Raw genomic sequence first — 16591 nt, 5'->3', positions numbered from 1 at the left:
CCTACGGTCGGTCGATCAGAATGCGCGAAGGTTCTCGCGGAAGTGGCTGTGCTCGTACGACGTTCGAGTCAGTCCACGTCGCTTGAGCGCGGGCACCAACCCGTCGGTGATCTCGGCGACGTAGCGCCGGTTCATCGGAGCTCCCGCAATGAGGAAGCCGTCGCCGCCCACCTCCTGCATGACGCCGTCCATCATGTCGGCAACGTCGTCGGGAGTTCCGACGAAATCCAGGGTGTCGATGGCGCTGTGGCCGGTGATGCGCTCGCGCAGGGTCTGCGTCCCGTCGCCTTTGAACTCGGCGAAACTGCTTCGGTGCCCATTGCTTTCGAGATCTGCCGGCAACGGCTCGTCGAGGTCGAACTGACTCAGATCGATACCGGACAGGTGGGAACGCCCGGCGAGAAGCGCGTCGATGTTGCTCGACGCTGCATCTGCTCGACGCTTCTGCTTGGCCTTGGCCTCGGCCGTCGTCTCACCGAGGATCGGGGAGATCAGGTACATCACCTTGACGTCGTCGGGGTTGCGGCCGGCCTCGACGGCACCCTGGCGGATGTCCTCGCGGTAGCGTCGCATCTTCTCGGTCCCATGGGGATTGGAGATGATGGCGTCGGCATGCTTGGCGGCGAACTCCTTACCTTTGTCCGAGCCACCTGCCTGCAGAAACACCGGCCGACGCTGCGGGCTGGGGACGGTGTTCAGCGGTCCCCTCGACTTGAAGAACTTGCCCTCGAAATCGATTCGGTTGACCTTCTCGTGGTCGGCGTAGATGCCGCCTGCCGAGGTGTCCGCATGCACCGCTCCGTCTTCCCAGGAGTCCCACAGTTTGCAGGCGAGCTCGACGAACTCGTCGGCGATGTCGTAGCGGAGATCGTGTTCGGGCATGTCGAATCCGTAGTTCTGCGCGGCGCGAGTGTTGCTGCCGGTGACGATGTTCCAGCCGATTCGTCCCTCGGCGATATGGTCGAGCGTCGACATCAGACGCGCCACGGTGTACGGGTGATAGAAGGTGGTGGTCAAGGTCGGAACGATGCCGAGGTGCTTGGTCGTGTACGACAGAATTCCGGCAAGGACGGCAGGATCGTGTTTCGGTGCCGCGGATGCCGTTGCCAGGTAGTACTCCATCGAACCCTTGTAGGTGTCCGAGACCTGCACCGAGTCCTCCATGATGAGGAAGTCGAAACACGCCCGCTCGAGCGAGTGCGCCAGGTCCACGTACTGATCGGGCATCATCCAGTCGGTCGCACCGGTACCCGACCACGGCTGGTTCCAGGACTGGACGCCGAAACCGGCTCCGAGAAACCATCCGAGGTGAAATTTGTTGGCAGTCATAGTCTTCTCCAGATACGAAACGAGTGAGAGGGTCAGAATTCGAGAAGGTTGTCGCGCAGATGATCGCTGCTGTACTCGGTCCGCATCAGACCTCGGCTCTGCAGAGCGGGCACGAGTCCGTCTGCGATCTCACCGATGTAGCGCCGGTTGTGCGGCTGGCTCCAGATCAAGAACCCGTCCCCGCCGACCTCTGCCATGGCGTCGCCCATCTGCGCGGCAACAGCATCCGGTGTACCGACCAGCTCCATCGATTCGGTTCGGTAGGCCACGCAGGCCTCGCGGAGCGTTCGGCCGTCGGCCCAGTTGCGGAAGTTCTCCAACGTGGACTGGTGTCCGTTGGTGTGCACGTCCTCGGGCATCGGCTTGTCGAGATCGAACGTGGAGAAGTCGATCTCCATGCTTGCCGACCAGCCGATGAGCACCCCCGCAGGATTGGCGCGAACCGCCGCCGCTTTGCGATCCTTTCGCGCGAGCGCATCCTCGTGGGTCTCACCGAGGATGGGAGAGACCACGTACATCACCTTCGCCGAATCGGGATCGCGGCCGTGCAGCGCCATCCGGCGCCTGATGTCGGACCGGTACTCCTTCATCGCTGCAACACCTTTGGGGAGCGCCATGATCATGTCCGCATGTTTGGCCGCGAAGTCGCGCCCGGCCGGCGAGCCGCCTGCCTGCGTGATGACCGGTCGCCCCTGTGGTGACGGCAGAGTGTTGAGCGGTCCGCGCGAGGAGTAGTACTTGCCCTGGAAGTCGATGGTGTGGACCTTGGTGTGGTCGACGTAGGTGGACGTTGCGCGGTCCATCACCACAGCGTCGGCATCCCAGGAGTCCCAGAGCTTCTCGACCAGGTCCACGTACTCGTCGGCGCGCACGTAGCGCTCGTCGTGCGGAGGTAGTGCGTCCATACCGAAGTTCTGGGCTGCGCGATCTTCGCTGGAGGTCACCACGTTCCACCCGATACGACCCGAGGACAGGTGATCGAGTGAGGAGATCGAGCGTGCGAGAAGATAGGGCGGATAGAAGGACGTCGATGCGGTCAAGGCGATACCGAGATGACCGGTGGCCCGGGTGAGCAAGGGAGCCAACGCCATCGGATCACCTTTCGGTGCCCACCCGCCGGTCTTCAGGGTCGCTTCCGAGCTGCCACCGTAGGTATCGGACACCATCGACGAATCCTCGAGGAGCAGGAAGTCGAAGCAAGCGCGCTCGAGGGTCCTGGCGAAGTCGACGTAGAAGTCTCCGTTCAACCAATCCCCACTGTCGGAACCCTCGAACGCGGTGTTCCAGGACGTCGGTACGAAGCTGCCGAACCAACCGAGATGAAATCTGTTGTCTGCCATGGTCACATTCGTTCCTCGCTGGTCGTTCTTCCTCGGTGTAGGTCAACTACACCGCGCGGATGTTTCGCCCGGCCACGTTCTCGGTAGCCGTCGGATTTCGCCGCGAATCACGGGCGTTTCCGCACGCAGTTCGGTCGGGAAGCCCGATATGACCACCGACCGAACTGCATGTGGGAGTGCGCTCTACGAACCGAGCGTCAGATTGGAGTAGTCGATCCGGAAATCGGTGCGCTGTACGAACCCGCCGATGCCGGCCTCGAGTGCCACCGAGGGCCGCACCCTGGCGATGAAAATGTAGGGTGCCTGCTCGGTCATGCGGAACTCTGCCTGATTCCAGAACACTCCGGCCTCGGGGCTCAGTGCATCACCGGCATCGAGCCCTCGGTCCACCATCGCGAGGAACTCCGGGTCGTTCCACAGCGCGATATTGGAGCCGCCACCCGGCTGCGTGAGCAACTGCAGCGAGTACGGCGGAGTCATCGTGACCGACGCACCGATGCTGAGGCTGGCCTGCACCTTTCCTGCCAAGGTGTCGGCATTGAGCTGCGCTGCAGGCACTTCCGCGATCGTGACGTCGATGCCCGCTTCGGCCGCATAGGACTGGATCTGAATCGCCGTGTCCTGCGCCGCCGGGAGCTGATTGTTGACACTGAGGGTGAACTCGAGACCATCGGTCAAACCGGCCTCCGCCAACAGCGATTTGGCTCGCTCGGGGTCGCTGTCGTACTGGGGAAGATCGCTCCCGTCCCAGTTCGGCGCTTTGTCGTCGAGTACGTGGTTGTACTTGTAGGCCCTGCCGAAGAAGACGTCGGACATGATCTGGTCGTACGGGATCGCGTATGCCATCGCCTGGCGAACGCGCACATCGTCGAACGGCGCCGTCGTGGTGTTCATCGAGAACAACAGGTACTGATTCGACGTTGTCGTCGGGACGGTCACTGCGTCGTTGCTCTCCAGCGTCGCCTGGTCCGACGAGCGCAACGCCAGCGCGACATCTGCGTCGCCGCGCGTGACCATGTTCGCTCTCGTCGCGGGGTCGGCCACGACGCGTCGGATCATGCGCTTCACCTCGGGCTCACCGAGAACGAAGTTGGGGTTCGCCGTCATGACGATCTCCTGGCCGGGAGTGACGGACTCCAACATGTATGCGCCGTAACCGAAGTTGCCGCGCATCATGTCCTCGGCACCCCACGCGACGGCGTACGGGTCCTCGGGAGTGGCGTTCTCGATGAGGTAGTTGCTGTCGTAGATCGACCCGATGTTCTCGGCGAGGTTGGCCAGCAGCGTCAGTCCGTAGCCGGCCTTCTCCACCGTGAAGCTGACGGTGTAGTCGTCGACCTTCTCGATCTGGGTCGCCGGGTCGGTCAACATCGGCTTGTAATAGCCGGCCATACCGCCACCCGGGGTGGCGAACTTGCGCTCGAAGGACCACAGCACGTCATCGGCGTCGAGCTCGTTGCCGTGCGCACTCATCACACCCTGACGGAGCGTGAACGTGTAGACGAGCTGATCCGGGCTCACCTCGTAGCTGTCGGCCAGGTACGGCTCGAAGTTGTAGTAGTCCTGCACCAATGCATCCGAGCCGTCCTCCTCGACGTACGGCTTACGAATCAGCTGGGCATGCATGTTGTTGGTGACGTCCTGATTGTCGGTGCCTGCGGTGTAGCCGTAGTCGCGCACCACATTCGACGCCTGATCAGGTGTCACCACAACGATTTCGCCGGCGGTCGACGCCGAGGACTCGGTTCCGCTGTCCGAACAGGCACTCAACGCGAGGGCACCGACGAGCAACGGGACCGTCCACCTGAGTCCGATGGAAAGACGATATGAGGATTTCACGATGGGTTGGTCTCCTTCTTGGGTGCACGAGCGCAGGGGGTATCACCGGTCGAGCCAACGGCTTCGATCGCGGGATGAGGTACGAGAGAGGTTTTCGCGGACCGCACTGTCCGTTGCGGCAGACGGCCGCTGTCAATGGGAGCGGCGGGTGCCCTTGGTCAGCCTGCGACCGACGATAGCCACCGAGGCGACTGTCAGGCACAGCGCGAACGCGGGAGCGCCTGCCGACCACAGCTTTCCGATGGCGGCGTCGCCTGCACCGCGGGTGATCATCGAACCCCACTCGGGGGTGGGCGGCGGCAGACCGACACCGAGAAAGCCGAGCGCGGCGGTGAGGATGATCGTCATGCCGAACACGACCGACGCGTTCTGCAGTGCCGGAACCGACGAGTTCGGCAGCACGTGTCGGAACACCAGTTGCGTCTCGGACAGTCCTGCCTGACGGGCCGCGTCGAGATACGCGTCGCCGCGCACCCGCAGTACTTCGGTACGGACGAGCCTGGCCTGAATCGGCGCGAGAATGATCGAGAGCGTGAAAATCATGGTGATCGAGGACGTTCCGAAGAACGACACGACAACCAGCGCGACAATCACTGTGGGTACGGCTTCGAGCAGGTCGAGGAAACGCGCCGCGCCTCGGGCCAGGAAGCCGCCGAGTCCGCGTCCGGCCTCGTTCATTCCGATGGTGAGTCCGATCAGAATTCCCGCCACGGTTGCGGCAACCGTGACGGCGAGGGCGATCGTCACATCGATGCGGGCACCGGCGATGGTGCGGGAGAACACGTCGAGTCCGTTGGAGTCGGTGCCGAGAAGAAACTCGGAATCCGGTGACAGAGAGGGTGCGCCGACGACCTTGGTCGGATCGAACGGGACGATCCACGGCCCGATCAGGGTGATCAGCAGAATCACGGCCAGCGGAACGAAGAGCACGACGGTGCCGACCGAGACCGACCGTCGAGTCGGCGGCCTCGCGCTGCGAGTATCGGACTCGACTTTCTTCGGTACCAGAGCAACCATCAGGAACCACCTCCTGCTCGGCCCGGCTTGCGGCGAGGGTCGAGCAACATGTTGACGAGATCGACACACAGGAACACGATCAGCGAGATCGCCGCGACGACGAGCAGGAATCCCTGCAGCGCAATCAGATCCGTCGCCGCGACAGCTTCGACGGCGTATCGGCCCATGCCGCCGAGGCCGAACAGGGTCTCGAGGATGACCGCACCGCCGAGAAGAGAACCGAAGACCATGCCGAACAACGCGACGGTCGGCGGCAATGCTCGCCGGTACGCACTTGCATAGATGTACTTGCGGGCCGAACCGGTGGCGATCTTGAACATCGTCGGTTGCGCGGTGAGGCTCGAATCGAGCGCTGTCAAAAGCTGTTTGAGCAGAATCGGGGTGACCGAGAGCACCAGCACAGCAATCGGGAGCAGCAGGTGCGAAATCATCGAGGACACCACAACGGTGTCTCCACGAAGAATCGCGTCGAGCAGCGGGAACGAGGTGAGCGGCTCGGGTTCGGTCAATCCGGCCCGCACTCGGCCGGTAGGGGCGGGAACCACCTGCAGCGTGGCGTAGAACAGGAAGATTCCGACCACTCCGACGACGAATTCCGGCACGGCTCCGGCTGCTTGGGCGTAGCCGCGAACAGCCCGCGCAGCAATGGATCTGGGTCTGGAAACGACTACTGCCGACAGCAGCAAAGTGATCGCCAGGAGAAAGAAGAACGCAATTCCTGCGAGTTCGAGTGTGCCCGGTAGCCGGTCTGCGATATCGGTTGTCACCGGCCTACCGGTCATGATCGCGTTGCCGAGGTCGAAGTGCAGTAGGTCGCTCAGATACGACATCAACTGAGACCACAGACTGCCGTCGAGACCGAGCTCGGCCTTCGTCGCCAGATAATCGGCTTCGGTGGCTTCGGGACCGACCACTTCACGGGCCGGGTCACCCGGGATAGCGCGTACCAGGAAGAACGCGGCGACCGCGAAGACCAACAGATGCAGCGGTAGGACGGCCACTCGGCCGAGCCACCACCGTTGACGTCCGAGAAATGTCTTCATCGCGCTGCCGCCACGGCGAGCTGCTCGACTGCTTCGTCACCGCGGTACGCGTCGAGCAACTCCGCCGTGTACGGGTCCTGTGGTCGCTCGACGACATCGTCGGTGCTGCCCTGCTCGACGATGACTCCGTTCCGCATGACCACGAGGTCGCGGGCGATGAACGCCGTAGCGGGAAGTCCGTGCGAGACGAAGACCAGCCCGCACTCCGATTCGATGCAGTACCGACGAAGCATGTTCAGGATCGCGCCTTGCACCGAGACGTCCAACGCGGACACCACCTCGTCGCACAGCAATATCCGGGGCCGAACGACCAACGCCCGGGCTATCGAAAAACGCTGTCGCTGACCTCCGGAGACCTCCGAGGGATATCGGTCGGCCATCGAGGGGTGGATTTCGAGGGACTCCAATGTCTCGTCCACTCGTGCGTCTGCGGCCTTGTTGTCCAAACCGAGAAGCCGGACGGCAGGTAGTCGTACCGCATCACGCAGTGTTCGGCGTGGATCGAAGGACGATGTCGTGTCCTGCGCGACATACTGCACCTTCGACCGGAATTCACGCCTGCCGGCCTTCGAGGACAGGACCCCGTTCAGTTCGGCTCCGTTGTATCGCACCGAACCCGTCGTGGGCGAGAGCAATCCACACATCATCCGAACCAATGTCGATTTACCGGAGCCGGACTCGCCGACGATTCCGATGGCCGAACTCGACGTCACTTTCATGCTGATGTCGTCCACGGCCGGTGATCCCGAGCCGCGACGTTCGAAGCTCTTGCACACATGTTCGGCGTCGACCTCGGCATACGCTGCGCGCAGGTTGCCACTCATCACGATCCTCCAAGCCGATTGTCTTCAGCAGAGCTATTGCTCGATGGGCACAGCATTCTCGGCACGCGTTACTGAAGACGACCTCCGGCGTAACTGAAGTATTACGCCGATCGAATCCGCTGGTCAGAGCCCCCGGAACTTTATTAACGCCGCAGTGACGTAGGTCTCGACCAGCCTTCGTGCCGACATCGAGCGGCGTTATCGGAACCCACAAACCGCCCGAGCAGGTGATGTTTGCGGCGTAATAACTCATTTACGCCCGCGCCACGTTCGGTAATGCGATTGCAGCAGGCTTCCTTCATCGGCAACCGTCACGTTGCCCACCATCACGAGAGGGATTGGCATGAACAACCACGCTCCCGCCGACAGCGTCGTGTCGACGCAGTCGGCCACCGGTCGAATCGACGCAGGCGTCGCCGCATGATGCATCTCGGCTGGTTCTTCACGACGGGCTTCGGGGTCTACGGCTGGAACCAGCCGTGGTCGGGCAACGTGGCGTCCGACGTCGGTCGACCCGATCTCTTCGTCGATGCCGCGCGAAGCCTCGAGCGTGCAGGCTTCGACTACATCATGCTCGAGGATTCGTCGGTACTGTCCAACGTCTACCGTGGGACGTTCGAAAGCTCCGTACGCCGCGGCACCACGGTGCGTTTCGACCCGATGCCCCTCGTCCCGCTGATGGCGGACGCCACCGAGCGCATCGGCATCATCGCCACCGTCGCCACGACGTTCTATCCGCCGTTCCTGGCCGCCCGACTGATGTCGACTCTCGACCATCTGACAGAGGGCCGGGTCGGGATCAATCTCGTCACCGCGAGCGCCGACGGAGCCGCACAGAACTACGGATTGGCCAAGCAGATCGAACACGATCTCCGCTACGAGATGGCCGACGAATGGGTGGACGTCGTCACGCAACTGTGGGATTCGTGGGACGAGGACGCCCTGGTTCTGGACTCGGAATCCGGAGTGTTCGCCGATCACGAAAAGATCCACACGGTCGATTTCGAGGGCAAGTACTACGCCTCGCGAGGTCCGCTGAACGTGCCGCGCGGCCCCCAGGGTCGTCCGGTCATCTGCCAAGCCGGAGGTTCTCCCGCCGGCCGCGCATTCGGTGCAAAACACGCCGACACCATCATCGCCAATGTCCGCGGACTGGATGCCATGAAGGAATACCGCGAGGACATCAGCCGCAGGCTCGTCGAGTACGGCCGCAAGCCCGACGATGTCAAAGTGCTGTTCCTGGTCAGCCCCATCATGGCCGATACCGACGAGGAAGCTCTGGTCAAACGCGATCGGATGCGCGAAGTGCAGCGAAACAACATCGACGGCATCCTGTCGGCGATGTCGTACTTCAGCAGCACCGATTTCTCACAGTTCGACATCGACGCGCCGGTTCCCGATCTGACCCAGTACAACGGGCACCAGAGCACGCTCGCGGACATGGCGAAAACCGGCAAGACCCTGCGCGAGATCGTGGCGAACTATCCGACCACGGAATCGATGGAGCTCGTCGGAACGGTCGAGACAGTGGCCGAGAAAATGGAGGAGGCAATGGAATTCATCGGCGGAGACGGCTTCCTCATCGCATCTCCTGTCACGCGCAAAGCCATCGCCGAAATCTCCGACGGTCTCGCTCCTGCACTGCGTCGTCGCGGAGCGATTCGCGACGGTTATTCGCGAACCACGTTCCGAGAGAACCTCGCTGCCTTCTGATGCAGGTGGCGTTGTGCCCCATGAATTTTGGCGTTTCCCCAGCTCGACGGTCTGCATCGCCGAGCACGACACGGCGCAATCGACATGCAACCGGGAAGTCTCGAGGGTGCTACGCACGTGCTGTTTGCTGGTGTCATCGCCCCGAACGAAAGGTTCACGTATGAAAATCACCGTAGTGGCGGGCAATCCGAAACCCGAGTCACGAACACTCGACGCCGCCCGCGTTCTCGCCACCGCATTGACGGGTGAGCCGGGCGGAACCGTCGACGTGATCACCCTCGGGCCCGGACTGCTCGGGTGGGGTGACGCCGCAGTTCAGGCTGCAGTGGACACCGTGTCGTCCTCCGATCTCGTCGTCTTCGCCAGTCCGACCTTCAAGGCGACGTACACCGGAGTGCTGAAGTTGTTCCTCGATCAGTTCGCAGGCGACACCGGACTGAAGAATGTCGTTGCCGTTCCGCTCATGTTGGGTGCCGGTCCCGCCCACGCCATGGCACCCGATCTGTTTCTCAAACACGTTCTCGTCGAACTCGGCGCGGTCGCACCGGCCCCCGGCCTCTACCTCATCGATTCGACCTACACCACCGATTCCCGAATCACCGACTACGTAACTCGCTGGGGCGACACCATTCTCGCCGCTGCCCGAACCCGAACGGATGCATCATGACCCTGAGCACCACAAGCTTCGACCAGTCCGTGCTACGAAACGCGTTCGGACAGTTCCCCAGCGGCGTCGTCGCCGTCTGCGCCGAGATCGACGGAGTACAGGTAGGGATGGCGGCGAGCAGCTTCGTCGCGGTGTCGATCGATCCACCTCTCGTTGCATTCTGCGTTCAGGACACCTCGACCACGTGGCCCAAGTTCGCGGCAGCACCGCGAATTGGGATCAGCGTTCTCGGCGAACTCCACGACGTCGCGGCTCGCACTCTCGCGGCGAAGACAGGTAACCGCTTCGAGGGGCTGACGACCGTGACGACGGAGGACGGTGCCCTGTTCATCGACGGTGCCAGCATGTGGCTGGACGCCACGGTGACCGAGCAAGTCACGGCCGGCGACCACGACATCGTCCTGATGCGCATCAACGAACTGGAAATCAAGGACGGAATCGCACCGATGGTTTTCCACGGCAGTAAGTTTCGCCGGCTGGCGGTAGATCTCTGATGAGTGCCGTCGAACATGCCCTCGATGCACTCCGAGCCGGAAAACCGGTGTTCGTCACCGATTCGGCCGATCGGGAGAACGAGGGCGACGTGATCTTGGCCGCGGACCGCGTCAGTCCCGCGTGGACGGCATGGACCGTCCGCAACACCTCGGGGCTGCTGTGCGCACCGATGAGCGACGCACGGGCAGATGCCCTGGAGCTACCCCCGATGGTGTCGAACAATCAGGACCCGAAGAAGACGGCCTACACCGTGACCGTCGACGCAGCCGTAGGGATCACCACCGGCATCAGCGCGGCCGACCGTGCGAAGACCTTGCAGGTGCTGGCAGATCCGGGCGCAGTGGCGTCCGACATCATCCGCCCAGGGCACGTTCTCCCTCTGCGCGCTCGCCCGGGTGGGGTTCTGGAACGACCGGGACACACCGAGGCCGCCGTCGACCTGTGTGCTCTCGCCGGGTTGCCCGCTGTGGGAGTGATCGCCGAGCTGGTGGCCGACGACGGATCGATGATGCGCTTTCCCGAGATCGAGAGCCTCGGCACGCGCATGAACCTTCCGGTGCTCACCATCGAAGAGCTCATCGCGTACCGCCAACTTCGGGATCCCGCACCGGTTGCCGGGCCCGCTCGCGTCGGGCGGGTGGTGGAGACGACTCTTACGACGCCACACGGCACGTTCGCGATGTTCGGCTACACCGATCACGAGACCGGGGCCGAGCACGTGGCTCTGGTCTCCGGAGACGTCACCGACAAGGCGTTGGTGCGAGTGCATTCGGAGTGCCTCACCGGTGAATCGTTCCTCTCGCAACGGTGCGAGTGTGGTCCGCAGCTCGAAACTGCCCTCGAACGAATCGCCGCAGAGGGCGGCGTCCTGGTGTACCTCCGCGGCCACGAAGGTCGCGGCATCGGCTTGCTGAAAAAGCTTGCTGCATACCGACTTCAGGACGAGGGATTCGACACCGTGCAAGCCAATCTCGAGCTCGACGAACCGGCGGACGGACGCGAATACGGCGGCGCCGCAGCCATTCTGAAAGATCTCGGTCTGAGCACAGTCCGCCTGCTGACCAACAATCCGGACAAGATTCGTGGCCTCGAAGCGCACGGGGTCGACGTGAGTGCACGACTGCCGATCATCGTCGGCGCCGCGCGGGCCAACATCCGATACCTGGAAACGAAACGCTCCCAGATGGGTCACCTGCTCCCCCAGGGTATTGCGCAGGGTTGGTGAACCGCCACCTCGAACCGAGAGCTACACCCGACGAGCGGGCACGGTGATTCCGCGCGCATCGAGGATGGGACGCACGCCCTCGGCGAAGTGATACGCCTCTTCCAGGTGCGGGTAGCCCGAGAGGATGAACTCGGCGAAGCCTGCATCGTGGTATTCGCCGATCAGGTTTGCGACCTCCTCGTGCGAACCGACCAATGCAGTCCCTGCGCCGCCGCGAACGAGTCCTACTCCGGCCCATAGGTTGGGGTAGATCTCGAGCGAGTCCTTGCTGCCGCCGTGCAACGCGGCCATCCGACGCTGTCCCTCGGACTGTGACGACGAGTGCAGCGCATGTGCCTGCGACACCTGATCCTCGGGAAGCTCGTCGAGAAGCTTCTGTGCGACGGCCCAGGCCTCCTCGGACGTATCACGGCTGATGGTGTGCAGGCGGATGCCGTAAGTGAGCTTGCGGCCCTCGGCATCCGCGAGCACCTGCACCTTCTCGATCTTGGCGCGAGCATCGGCAGGCGGCTCGCCCCACGTCAGATACGTCTGCACGCGCTTGGCCGCGACCTCGAGAGCCGGCTCGGAGGAGCCGCCGAACCAGAACTCCGGCAACGGATCCGGTGCCTCGGATACCCGTGCATCGGCCACCTCGAAGAACTCGCCCTTGTGGTCGACCGACGGCTCGGTCCAGATGCGTTGAACGAGTTCGAGAAACTCGTCGGTGCGGGCGTAGCGTCGATCGTGGTCGATCCAATCCCCGAACCGACGCTGCTCGACGTCGTCGCCCCCGGTGACGATGTTGAACAACACCCGTCCCTCCGAGAAGCGCTGCAACGTCGCCGCCTGCTGCGCCGCCAACGTGGGCGGCGTGAGGCCGGGACGGAAGGCGACGAGGAACTTCAGCCGTCGGGTGCTCTGCAGTAGAGCCGCCGTGGTGAGCCACGCGTCCTCGCACCAGGTTCCGGTCGGAGTCAGCACACCCTCGAAGTCGAGTCGGTCCGCAGCCTGCGCCACCTCGGTGAGGTAGCGCAGCGACGGGCGACGAAACCCGGCGGGTTCGCGGAGGTTGCCGGATGCGTGGGACGCACCGACGATGGAGCGGCCGTCGCCCGCGGTGGGAAGGAACCAGAAAATGCGTGCGGTCACGAGTGAACTCCTACGACGTGATGGGTGATCAGTTGGTGGCTCGTCAGTTGCTGGAGAGGGTGGCGTCGGCGATGGCGTCGTTGTACCGCGTGTCGACGAAGTCCGCGAACGTGTTGCCACCGGGAATGCTTCCGCTCTCGACGAACGCATCGAAGAGCGCCTGCTCGGACTCGATCACTTTGTCGTCGAGCGCAATTGCGGGTCGCTGGCTTCGCCCCTGAGCCAATTCACCGGCCGCCGGGTCGATGCCGACGGCCGTGGAGTACGCCGCCGCCCACTCGGCCGGATTGGCGTTCGCCCAGGCGGACGCCTTGGCCAGACGAACCACGAAATCCTGCAGAGCCGTGTTCTTCGCGGGATCGTCCAGCGCCTGCTGAGACGCGATCCCGAAGCCGTAGCCGTTGGCGACGCCCTCGGCGGTGGTCAGCGTCTTCGAGCCGTTCTGGACCTGCGCGATCGCGGTGAACGGATCCCAGATCGCCCAGGCATCGACCTCACCCGAGGTGAATGCCGTCAGCGCATCGGCAGGCTGGAGAAACACCAACTGAACGTCGTCGGTGGTCAACCCTGCCTTCTGCAACTGCAGCAGCACATGGCCGTGCGCCGAACTGCCCTTGCCCACTGCGATCTTCTTGCCCCGCAGGTCTGCGAACGACGCTAGAGTCGAATCGGCAGGCACCAGAATCTGATCGCCACTCGCATCGTTGGTGTAGGCGGAGACGACCTTGATGCGCGCGTTGGCTGCGACTCCGAACACCGGGGGTGTGTTACCCGTGACCGCGAAGTCGATCTGACCGGCCGTTGCGGCCTCCACCTGCGGCGGGCCGGACGTGAAGGTGGAGAACGCAACGGCGTACGGCGCAGAGTCCAGCTCCCCGGACGCGCGAAGCAGGGCTTCGGTGCCACCCTTCTGGTCGCCGACGTCGAGGGTGACGGTGGCGAGCTGGTCGTTCGAGACGAGTTCGGGCGCTTCGGTGGTTGTGGTGTCGCTGCCGCGGGAGACACAACCGGTGAGTCCGACAACCGTCAGGGACAGGGCAGCGAGTATCCCGACGGCGCGCAGCGATCGAGAACGAACGTGTGACGACATGCGTGAAAGATCCTTCTTATGAGAGGAATTGATTACTCAGTGAACGCCGAGGGCGGAGAGCAAATGGGTGCGGATGCGGGAGAAGCCGGCTGTTCCCCGGTCGCGGGGACGAGGGAGGTCGACGGGGACGGTCTCGGCCACGGCACCCCCGTCGAGCACCAATACCCTGTCTCCCAACGCAATCGCTTCGTCGACGTCGTGCGTGACCAGAAGGATGCCGAATCGGTGCCGTCCCCATAGGTCGAGTAGCAGAGACTGCATGGACAGCCGAGTGAGCGCGTCGAGAGCGCCGAACGGTTCGTCGAGCAGCAGCAGCTCCGGCTCGCCCACCAAGGCTCTGGCGAGTGCGGCGCGCTGAGCTTGGCCGCCGGACAACGTCATCGGCCACGCGTCTCGCTTGTCCGCGAGCCCGACTTCGTCGAGGGTCGCATCCGCAGCAGTCAACGCCTCGTTACCCGTCACGCCGGCTGTGTTGAGCCCGTAGGACACGTTCTGCCGGACCGAGCGCCACGGAAACAGCCGCGGTTCCTGGAACGCCACCGCAGGATGCCCGGCGACATGCCGCTCCCCCGTGTGGTCCGTCGACAGACCGGCCAGAACGCGCAGGATCGTCGACTTACCGGAGCCGGATCGTCCCACCAGCGATACGATCTCACCGCGGTCGATGGACAGGTCGACACCCTTCAACACGTGACTGGAGCCGTAGAACTTGTCGATGCCGCGCAGGGTGGCGACGGACGTGGTTGTCGTAGTCATGAATCATGCATCCAATCGGTAACGAAGGGCGCGCTTTTCGAGTACCCGCACGATGCCGTCGGTGGCGATTCCCATCAGGGCGTAGACGACGAGTCCGAAGATGATGGTGTCGACCCGCAGGAAGTCCCGCGCATTGTTGATGATGTAACCGAGCCCGGATTCGGCGTTGATCTGCTCGGCCACGATCAGCGACAACCACGCAATGGCCAACGACTGCCGAAGTCCCACCAGCAGTTGCGGGGCGATGCTCGGCAGAATGATCGTGGTGAACCGCTGACGCCACGAGAAACCGAGTACGACGGCCGTGTCGAGGAAATTGCGATCGATCTGGCGAATCGCCGAGAACGTGTTGAGGTACAACGGAAATGCGACTCCCAGAGCGACGAGCAGGATCTTGGGAGTCTCCCCGATTCCGAACCACAGGATGAACAGCGGGATGAGACCGAGGTGCGGCAGCGCGCGCAGCATCTGCAGCGGCGGGTCCACGGTTGCCTCGGCAAGTTTGGACAGTCCGACGAGCGCTCCGAGCGCCACCCCGATCACCCCACCCAGCACGAGTCCCTGGACTACGCGGGTTCCGGAAATGGCGAGTGCGTCGGCCAATTCACCGTTGCGCAGCAACTCCAGACCTGCGTCGAATATCAGTGACGGTGCAGGCAGCACGCGTTCGGAGAGAACTCCGGCAGCACTGGCGATCTGCCAGAGAACGAGGAGCACGACCGGTGACAAGGCGCGCACGACGGTCCAGCGGTACCGCTGCCACGCAGAGCCTTTCGGCGAGACGGGTGTGGAGCCGATGCTGGAGGCGTCGCCGTCGCGCGTGTCCACGGGTCCCGCGGGAGCGGCGTACGACGTCATGACCATGGGTACGGGCCTTCCGGTTGAGGGTGAGCAGGTTCGAGTCACCACCATCCGTTACGAGTCGGGTCATAGACCAGGGTTCGAATCAGCGTGAATGCAAGTCGGGCAGAATCGGACATATGACTGTCGAGCCCATCCACACCGAGCGCCTGACCCTTCGTCTGTACGAACCCGCCGATGCGGACAGGATTCTCGCCTACTACAGCGACCCGGAAGTCTGCCGCTACCTGCTCCACGAAGCGTGGACACACAACGATGCGGTTGCTGCGGTGGGCAAACGGATGAAGCGAATCGGACTGCACACCCAGGCACTCGCAATGGTCGTCGAATACGAGGGCACTGTGGTGGGCAACGTCGAGGCGTGGTTGGTCGACGGTTCCCCGGCTCTCGTCGAACTCGGCTGGACGTTCTCCCCCGACGTTGCGGGCCGCGGCTACGCCACCGAGGCGGTCACCGCCTTGATCGAGCACGTGTTCTCGTTACCCCAGATCCACCGCGTCAGCGCACAGCTGGACGGTCGCAACGACGCCTCTGCCCGGTTGGCCGCGCGGGTCGGGATGCGTCAGGAAGCGCACTTCCGGCAGAACTGGTGGTGCAAGGGTGAGTGGACCGACACCCTCGTTTACGCGATGTTGCGCGAGGATCGCTGACCGGCGCGCTGCGTTCACCTCTCGAACACCTCCGGTTCGGCTCTGCGACATCGACCGGTGACCCGCGGGCTGCACCCTCGGAGAACTTCACTCGAACTCAGAGGAGTTTCACCGAATGGTCTCGCGTCGCAGAGCAGCCCTGGTGGGCATGCTTGCACTGATCTCTGTCATGTCCGCGTCGGTCACCAGCGTTGCCACGGCCGCGCCGACACGCACGGCGTCGCCGCTGTGCCAGGTCGCTGACCTGCTCCCCACCGGCTCGTCCGCAGGCCTCGGCTACCAATGTGCCGAAGCCGGTGAGCTTCTCGACCTCCCGATCGGCGAGGTGCGCGCAACGCAGCCCTCGCTCGGTTACGACGAGGTGTACTACAAGCTCGGTCGGTACACGCTTGGCAAGGACGAGATCAACAAGAAATTCGACGACTGGTGCGAGGCCAACGGCCAGGAAGAGGCGGCCTCGGCGTTGCCCAATGCACGACTGGACAATCCGTCGTCGTTCACCTGCACCGTCCCCGTCGGTCAGGTAGGGCACGCCACCCGGTCCGATGACGACTGTCTTCATCGGTGCGATGGTGTCGGGCGTTTCCTGACCGACGGGGACGGTGCAGGTG

15 protein-coding genes and 1 pseudogene are annotated in these 16591 nt (G+C 63.5%); 6 read left to right on the top strand and 10 right to left on the bottom strand.

Features of this window, described 5'->3' with window-relative positions; translation table 11 throughout:
- Nucleotides 1-15: 15 nt before the first annotated feature.
- The 6 genes from CH251_RS21375 to CH251_RS21350 all read right to left on the bottom strand — a co-directional run bounded on the left by CH251_RS21375 (nucleotide 16) and on the right by CH251_RS21350 (nucleotide 7392).
- Nucleotides 16-1329, bottom strand: coding sequence for an NtaA/DmoA family FMN-dependent monooxygenase (locus CH251_RS21375; RefSeq protein WP_094614964.1), 1314 nt, complete (start codon nucleotides 1327-1329; stop codon nucleotides 16-18).
- 32 nt (nucleotides 1330-1361) lie between these two features.
- Nucleotides 1362-2669, bottom strand: coding sequence for an NtaA/DmoA family FMN-dependent monooxygenase (locus CH251_RS21370; protein WP_094615039.1), 1308 nt, complete (start codon nucleotides 2667-2669; stop codon nucleotides 1362-1364).
- A gap of 183 nt (nucleotides 2670-2852) precedes the next feature.
- Entirely contained in the window at nucleotides 2853-4508 is a 1656-nt protein-coding gene (locus CH251_RS21365; RefSeq protein WP_143537883.1) for an ABC transporter substrate-binding protein, read from the bottom strand.
- A gap of 132 nt (nucleotides 4509-4640) precedes the next feature.
- Nucleotides 4641-5525: an ABC transporter permease gene (locus tag CH251_RS21360; RefSeq protein ID WP_256979219.1), complete on the bottom strand. Its 885-nt coding sequence runs from the start codon at nucleotides 5523-5525 to the stop codon at nucleotides 4641-4643.
- Complete coding sequence (locus CH251_RS21355; RefSeq protein WP_094614962.1) at nucleotides 5525-6568, bottom strand: ABC transporter permease; 1044 nt, start codon at nucleotides 6566-6568, stop codon at nucleotides 5525-5527. The genes CH251_RS21360 and CH251_RS21355 overlap by 1 nt, the downstream gene beginning before the upstream one ends.
- Nucleotides 6565-7392, bottom strand: a complete 828-nt coding sequence (locus CH251_RS21350; protein WP_094614961.1) for an ABC transporter ATP-binding protein — start codon at nucleotides 7390-7392, stop codon at nucleotides 6565-6567. The genes CH251_RS21355 and CH251_RS21350 overlap by 4 nt, the downstream gene beginning before the upstream one ends.
- Nucleotides 7393-7812: 420 nt before the next feature.
- Between CH251_RS21350 and CH251_RS21345 the strand changes: the two genes are divergently transcribed.
- From CH251_RS21345 to ribA, 4 genes are all read left to right on the top strand, one after another.
- Nucleotides 7813-9105 carry an NtaA/DmoA family FMN-dependent monooxygenase gene (locus CH251_RS21345; RefSeq protein WP_094614960.1) on the top strand — a complete coding sequence of 431 codons (1293 nt, stop codon included), beginning with the start codon at nucleotides 7813-7815 and terminating at the stop codon, nucleotides 9103-9105.
- 160 nt (nucleotides 9106-9265) lie between these two features.
- Nucleotides 9266-9772 carry an NADPH-dependent FMN reductase gene (locus tag CH251_RS21340; protein ID WP_094614959.1) on the top strand — a complete coding sequence of 169 codons (507 nt, stop codon included), beginning with the start codon at nucleotides 9266-9268 and terminating at the stop codon, nucleotides 9770-9772.
- Nucleotides 9769-10266, top strand: a complete 498-nt coding sequence (locus CH251_RS21335) for a flavin reductase family protein (protein WP_094614958.1) — start codon at nucleotides 9769-9771, stop codon at nucleotides 10264-10266. The genes CH251_RS21340 and CH251_RS21335 overlap by 4 nt, the downstream gene beginning before the upstream one ends.
- The gene (ribA, locus tag CH251_RS21330; RefSeq protein ID WP_094614957.1) at nucleotides 10266-11492 is read left to right on the top strand and encodes a GTP cyclohydrolase II; all 1227 of its coding nucleotides are present in this window, start codon (nucleotides 10266-10268) and stop codon (nucleotides 11490-11492) included. Before CH251_RS21335 ends, ribA begins: the two co-directional genes overlap by 1 nt.
- 21 nt (nucleotides 11493-11513) lie before the next feature.
- Here the strand turns inward: ribA and CH251_RS21325 are convergent, their stop codons facing one another.
- Genes CH251_RS21325 through CH251_RS21310 form a run of 4 tightly spaced genes read right to left on the bottom strand, consistent with a single transcriptional unit; the run spans nucleotide 11514 to nucleotide 15327 of the window.
- Entirely contained in the window at nucleotides 11514-12623 is a 1110-nt protein-coding gene (locus tag CH251_RS21325) for an LLM class flavin-dependent oxidoreductase (protein ID WP_094614956.1), read from the bottom strand.
- 43 nt (nucleotides 12624-12666) lie between these two features.
- On the bottom strand, nucleotides 12667-13713 hold the full coding sequence (locus tag CH251_RS21320) for an ABC transporter substrate-binding protein (RefSeq protein ID WP_094614955.1): 1047 nt from the start codon (nucleotides 13711-13713) through the stop codon (nucleotides 12667-12669).
- A 36-nt stretch (nucleotides 13714-13749) separates the two neighbouring features.
- Nucleotides 13750-14469 carry an ABC transporter ATP-binding protein gene (locus CH251_RS21315; protein ID WP_094614954.1) on the bottom strand — a complete coding sequence of 240 codons (720 nt, stop codon included), beginning with the start codon at nucleotides 14467-14469 and terminating at the stop codon, nucleotides 13750-13752.
- A gap of 3 nt (nucleotides 14470-14472) precedes the next feature.
- Nucleotides 14473-15327, bottom strand: a complete 855-nt coding sequence (locus CH251_RS21310) for an ABC transporter permease (protein ID WP_094615038.1) — start codon at nucleotides 15325-15327, stop codon at nucleotides 14473-14475.
- A 122-nt stretch (nucleotides 15328-15449) separates the two neighbouring features.
- Between CH251_RS21310 and CH251_RS21305 the strand changes: the two genes are divergently transcribed.
- A complete protein-coding gene (locus tag CH251_RS21305; protein WP_094614953.1) occupies nucleotides 15450-15980 on the top strand; it encodes a GNAT family N-acetyltransferase in 531 nt (176 codons plus the stop codon).
- Nucleotides 15981-16095: 115 nt separating this feature from the next.
- Nucleotides 16096-16591: pseudogene (locus tag CH251_RS21300) on the top strand (chromosome partitioning protein ParB); the annotation flags it as partial.

Source organism: Rhodococcus sp. 06-462-5 (assembly GCF_002258315.1).
Lineage (GTDB): Bacteria > Actinomycetota > Actinomycetes > Mycobacteriales > Mycobacteriaceae > Rhodococcoides.
The sequence above is the reverse complement of the archived record's forward strand: the minus strand, read 5'-3'. Positions and strand labels throughout refer to the sequence as shown.

What these genes read in the sequence shown, in the direction of transcription:
- CH251_RS21350 (WP_094614961.1), bottom strand. Translation starts at nt 7,392, where the DNA reads ATGAGTGGCAACCTGCGCGCAGCGTATGCCGAGGTCGACGCCGAACAT.
- CH251_RS21320 (WP_094614955.1), bottom strand. Translation starts at nt 13,713, where the DNA reads ATGTCGTCACACGTTCGTTCTCGATCGCTGCGCGCCGTCGGGATACTC.
- CH251_RS21355 (WP_094614962.1), bottom strand. Translation starts at nt 6,568, where the DNA reads ATGAAGACATTTCTCGGACGTCAACGGTGGTGGCTCGGCCGAGTGGCC.
- ribA (WP_094614957.1), top strand. Translation starts at nt 10,266, where the DNA reads ATGAGTGCCGTCGAACATGCCCTCGATGCACTCCGAGCCGGAAAACCG.
- CH251_RS21370 (WP_094615039.1), bottom strand. Translation starts at nt 2,669, where the DNA reads ATGGCAGACAACAGATTTCATCTCGGTTGGTTCGGCAGCTTCGTACCG.
- CH251_RS21340 (WP_094614959.1), top strand. Translation starts at nt 9,266, where the DNA reads ATGAAAATCACCGTAGTGGCGGGCAATCCGAAACCCGAGTCACGAACA.
- CH251_RS21305 (WP_094614953.1), top strand. Translation starts at nt 15,450, where the DNA reads ATGACTGTCGAGCCCATCCACACCGAGCGCCTGACCCTTCGTCTGTAC.
- CH251_RS21310 (WP_094615038.1), bottom strand. Translation starts at nt 15,327, where the DNA reads ATGACGTCGTACGCCGCTCCCGCGGGACCCGTGGACACGCGCGACGGC.
- CH251_RS21345 (WP_094614960.1), top strand. Translation starts at nt 7,813, where the DNA reads ATGATGCATCTCGGCTGGTTCTTCACGACGGGCTTCGGGGTCTACGGC.
- CH251_RS21375 (WP_094614964.1), bottom strand. Translation starts at nt 1,329, where the DNA reads ATGACTGCCAACAAATTTCACCTCGGATGGTTTCTCGGAGCCGGTTTC.
- CH251_RS21315 (WP_094614954.1), bottom strand. Translation starts at nt 14,469, where the DNA reads ATGACTACGACAACCACGTCCGTCGCCACCCTGCGCGGCATCGACAAG.
- CH251_RS21335 (WP_094614958.1), top strand. Translation starts at nt 9,769, where the DNA reads ATGACCCTGAGCACCACAAGCTTCGACCAGTCCGTGCTACGAAACGCG.
- CH251_RS21360 (WP_256979219.1), bottom strand. Translation starts at nt 5,525, where the DNA reads ATGGTTGCTCTGGTACCGAAGAAAGTCGAGTCCGATACTCGCAGCGCG.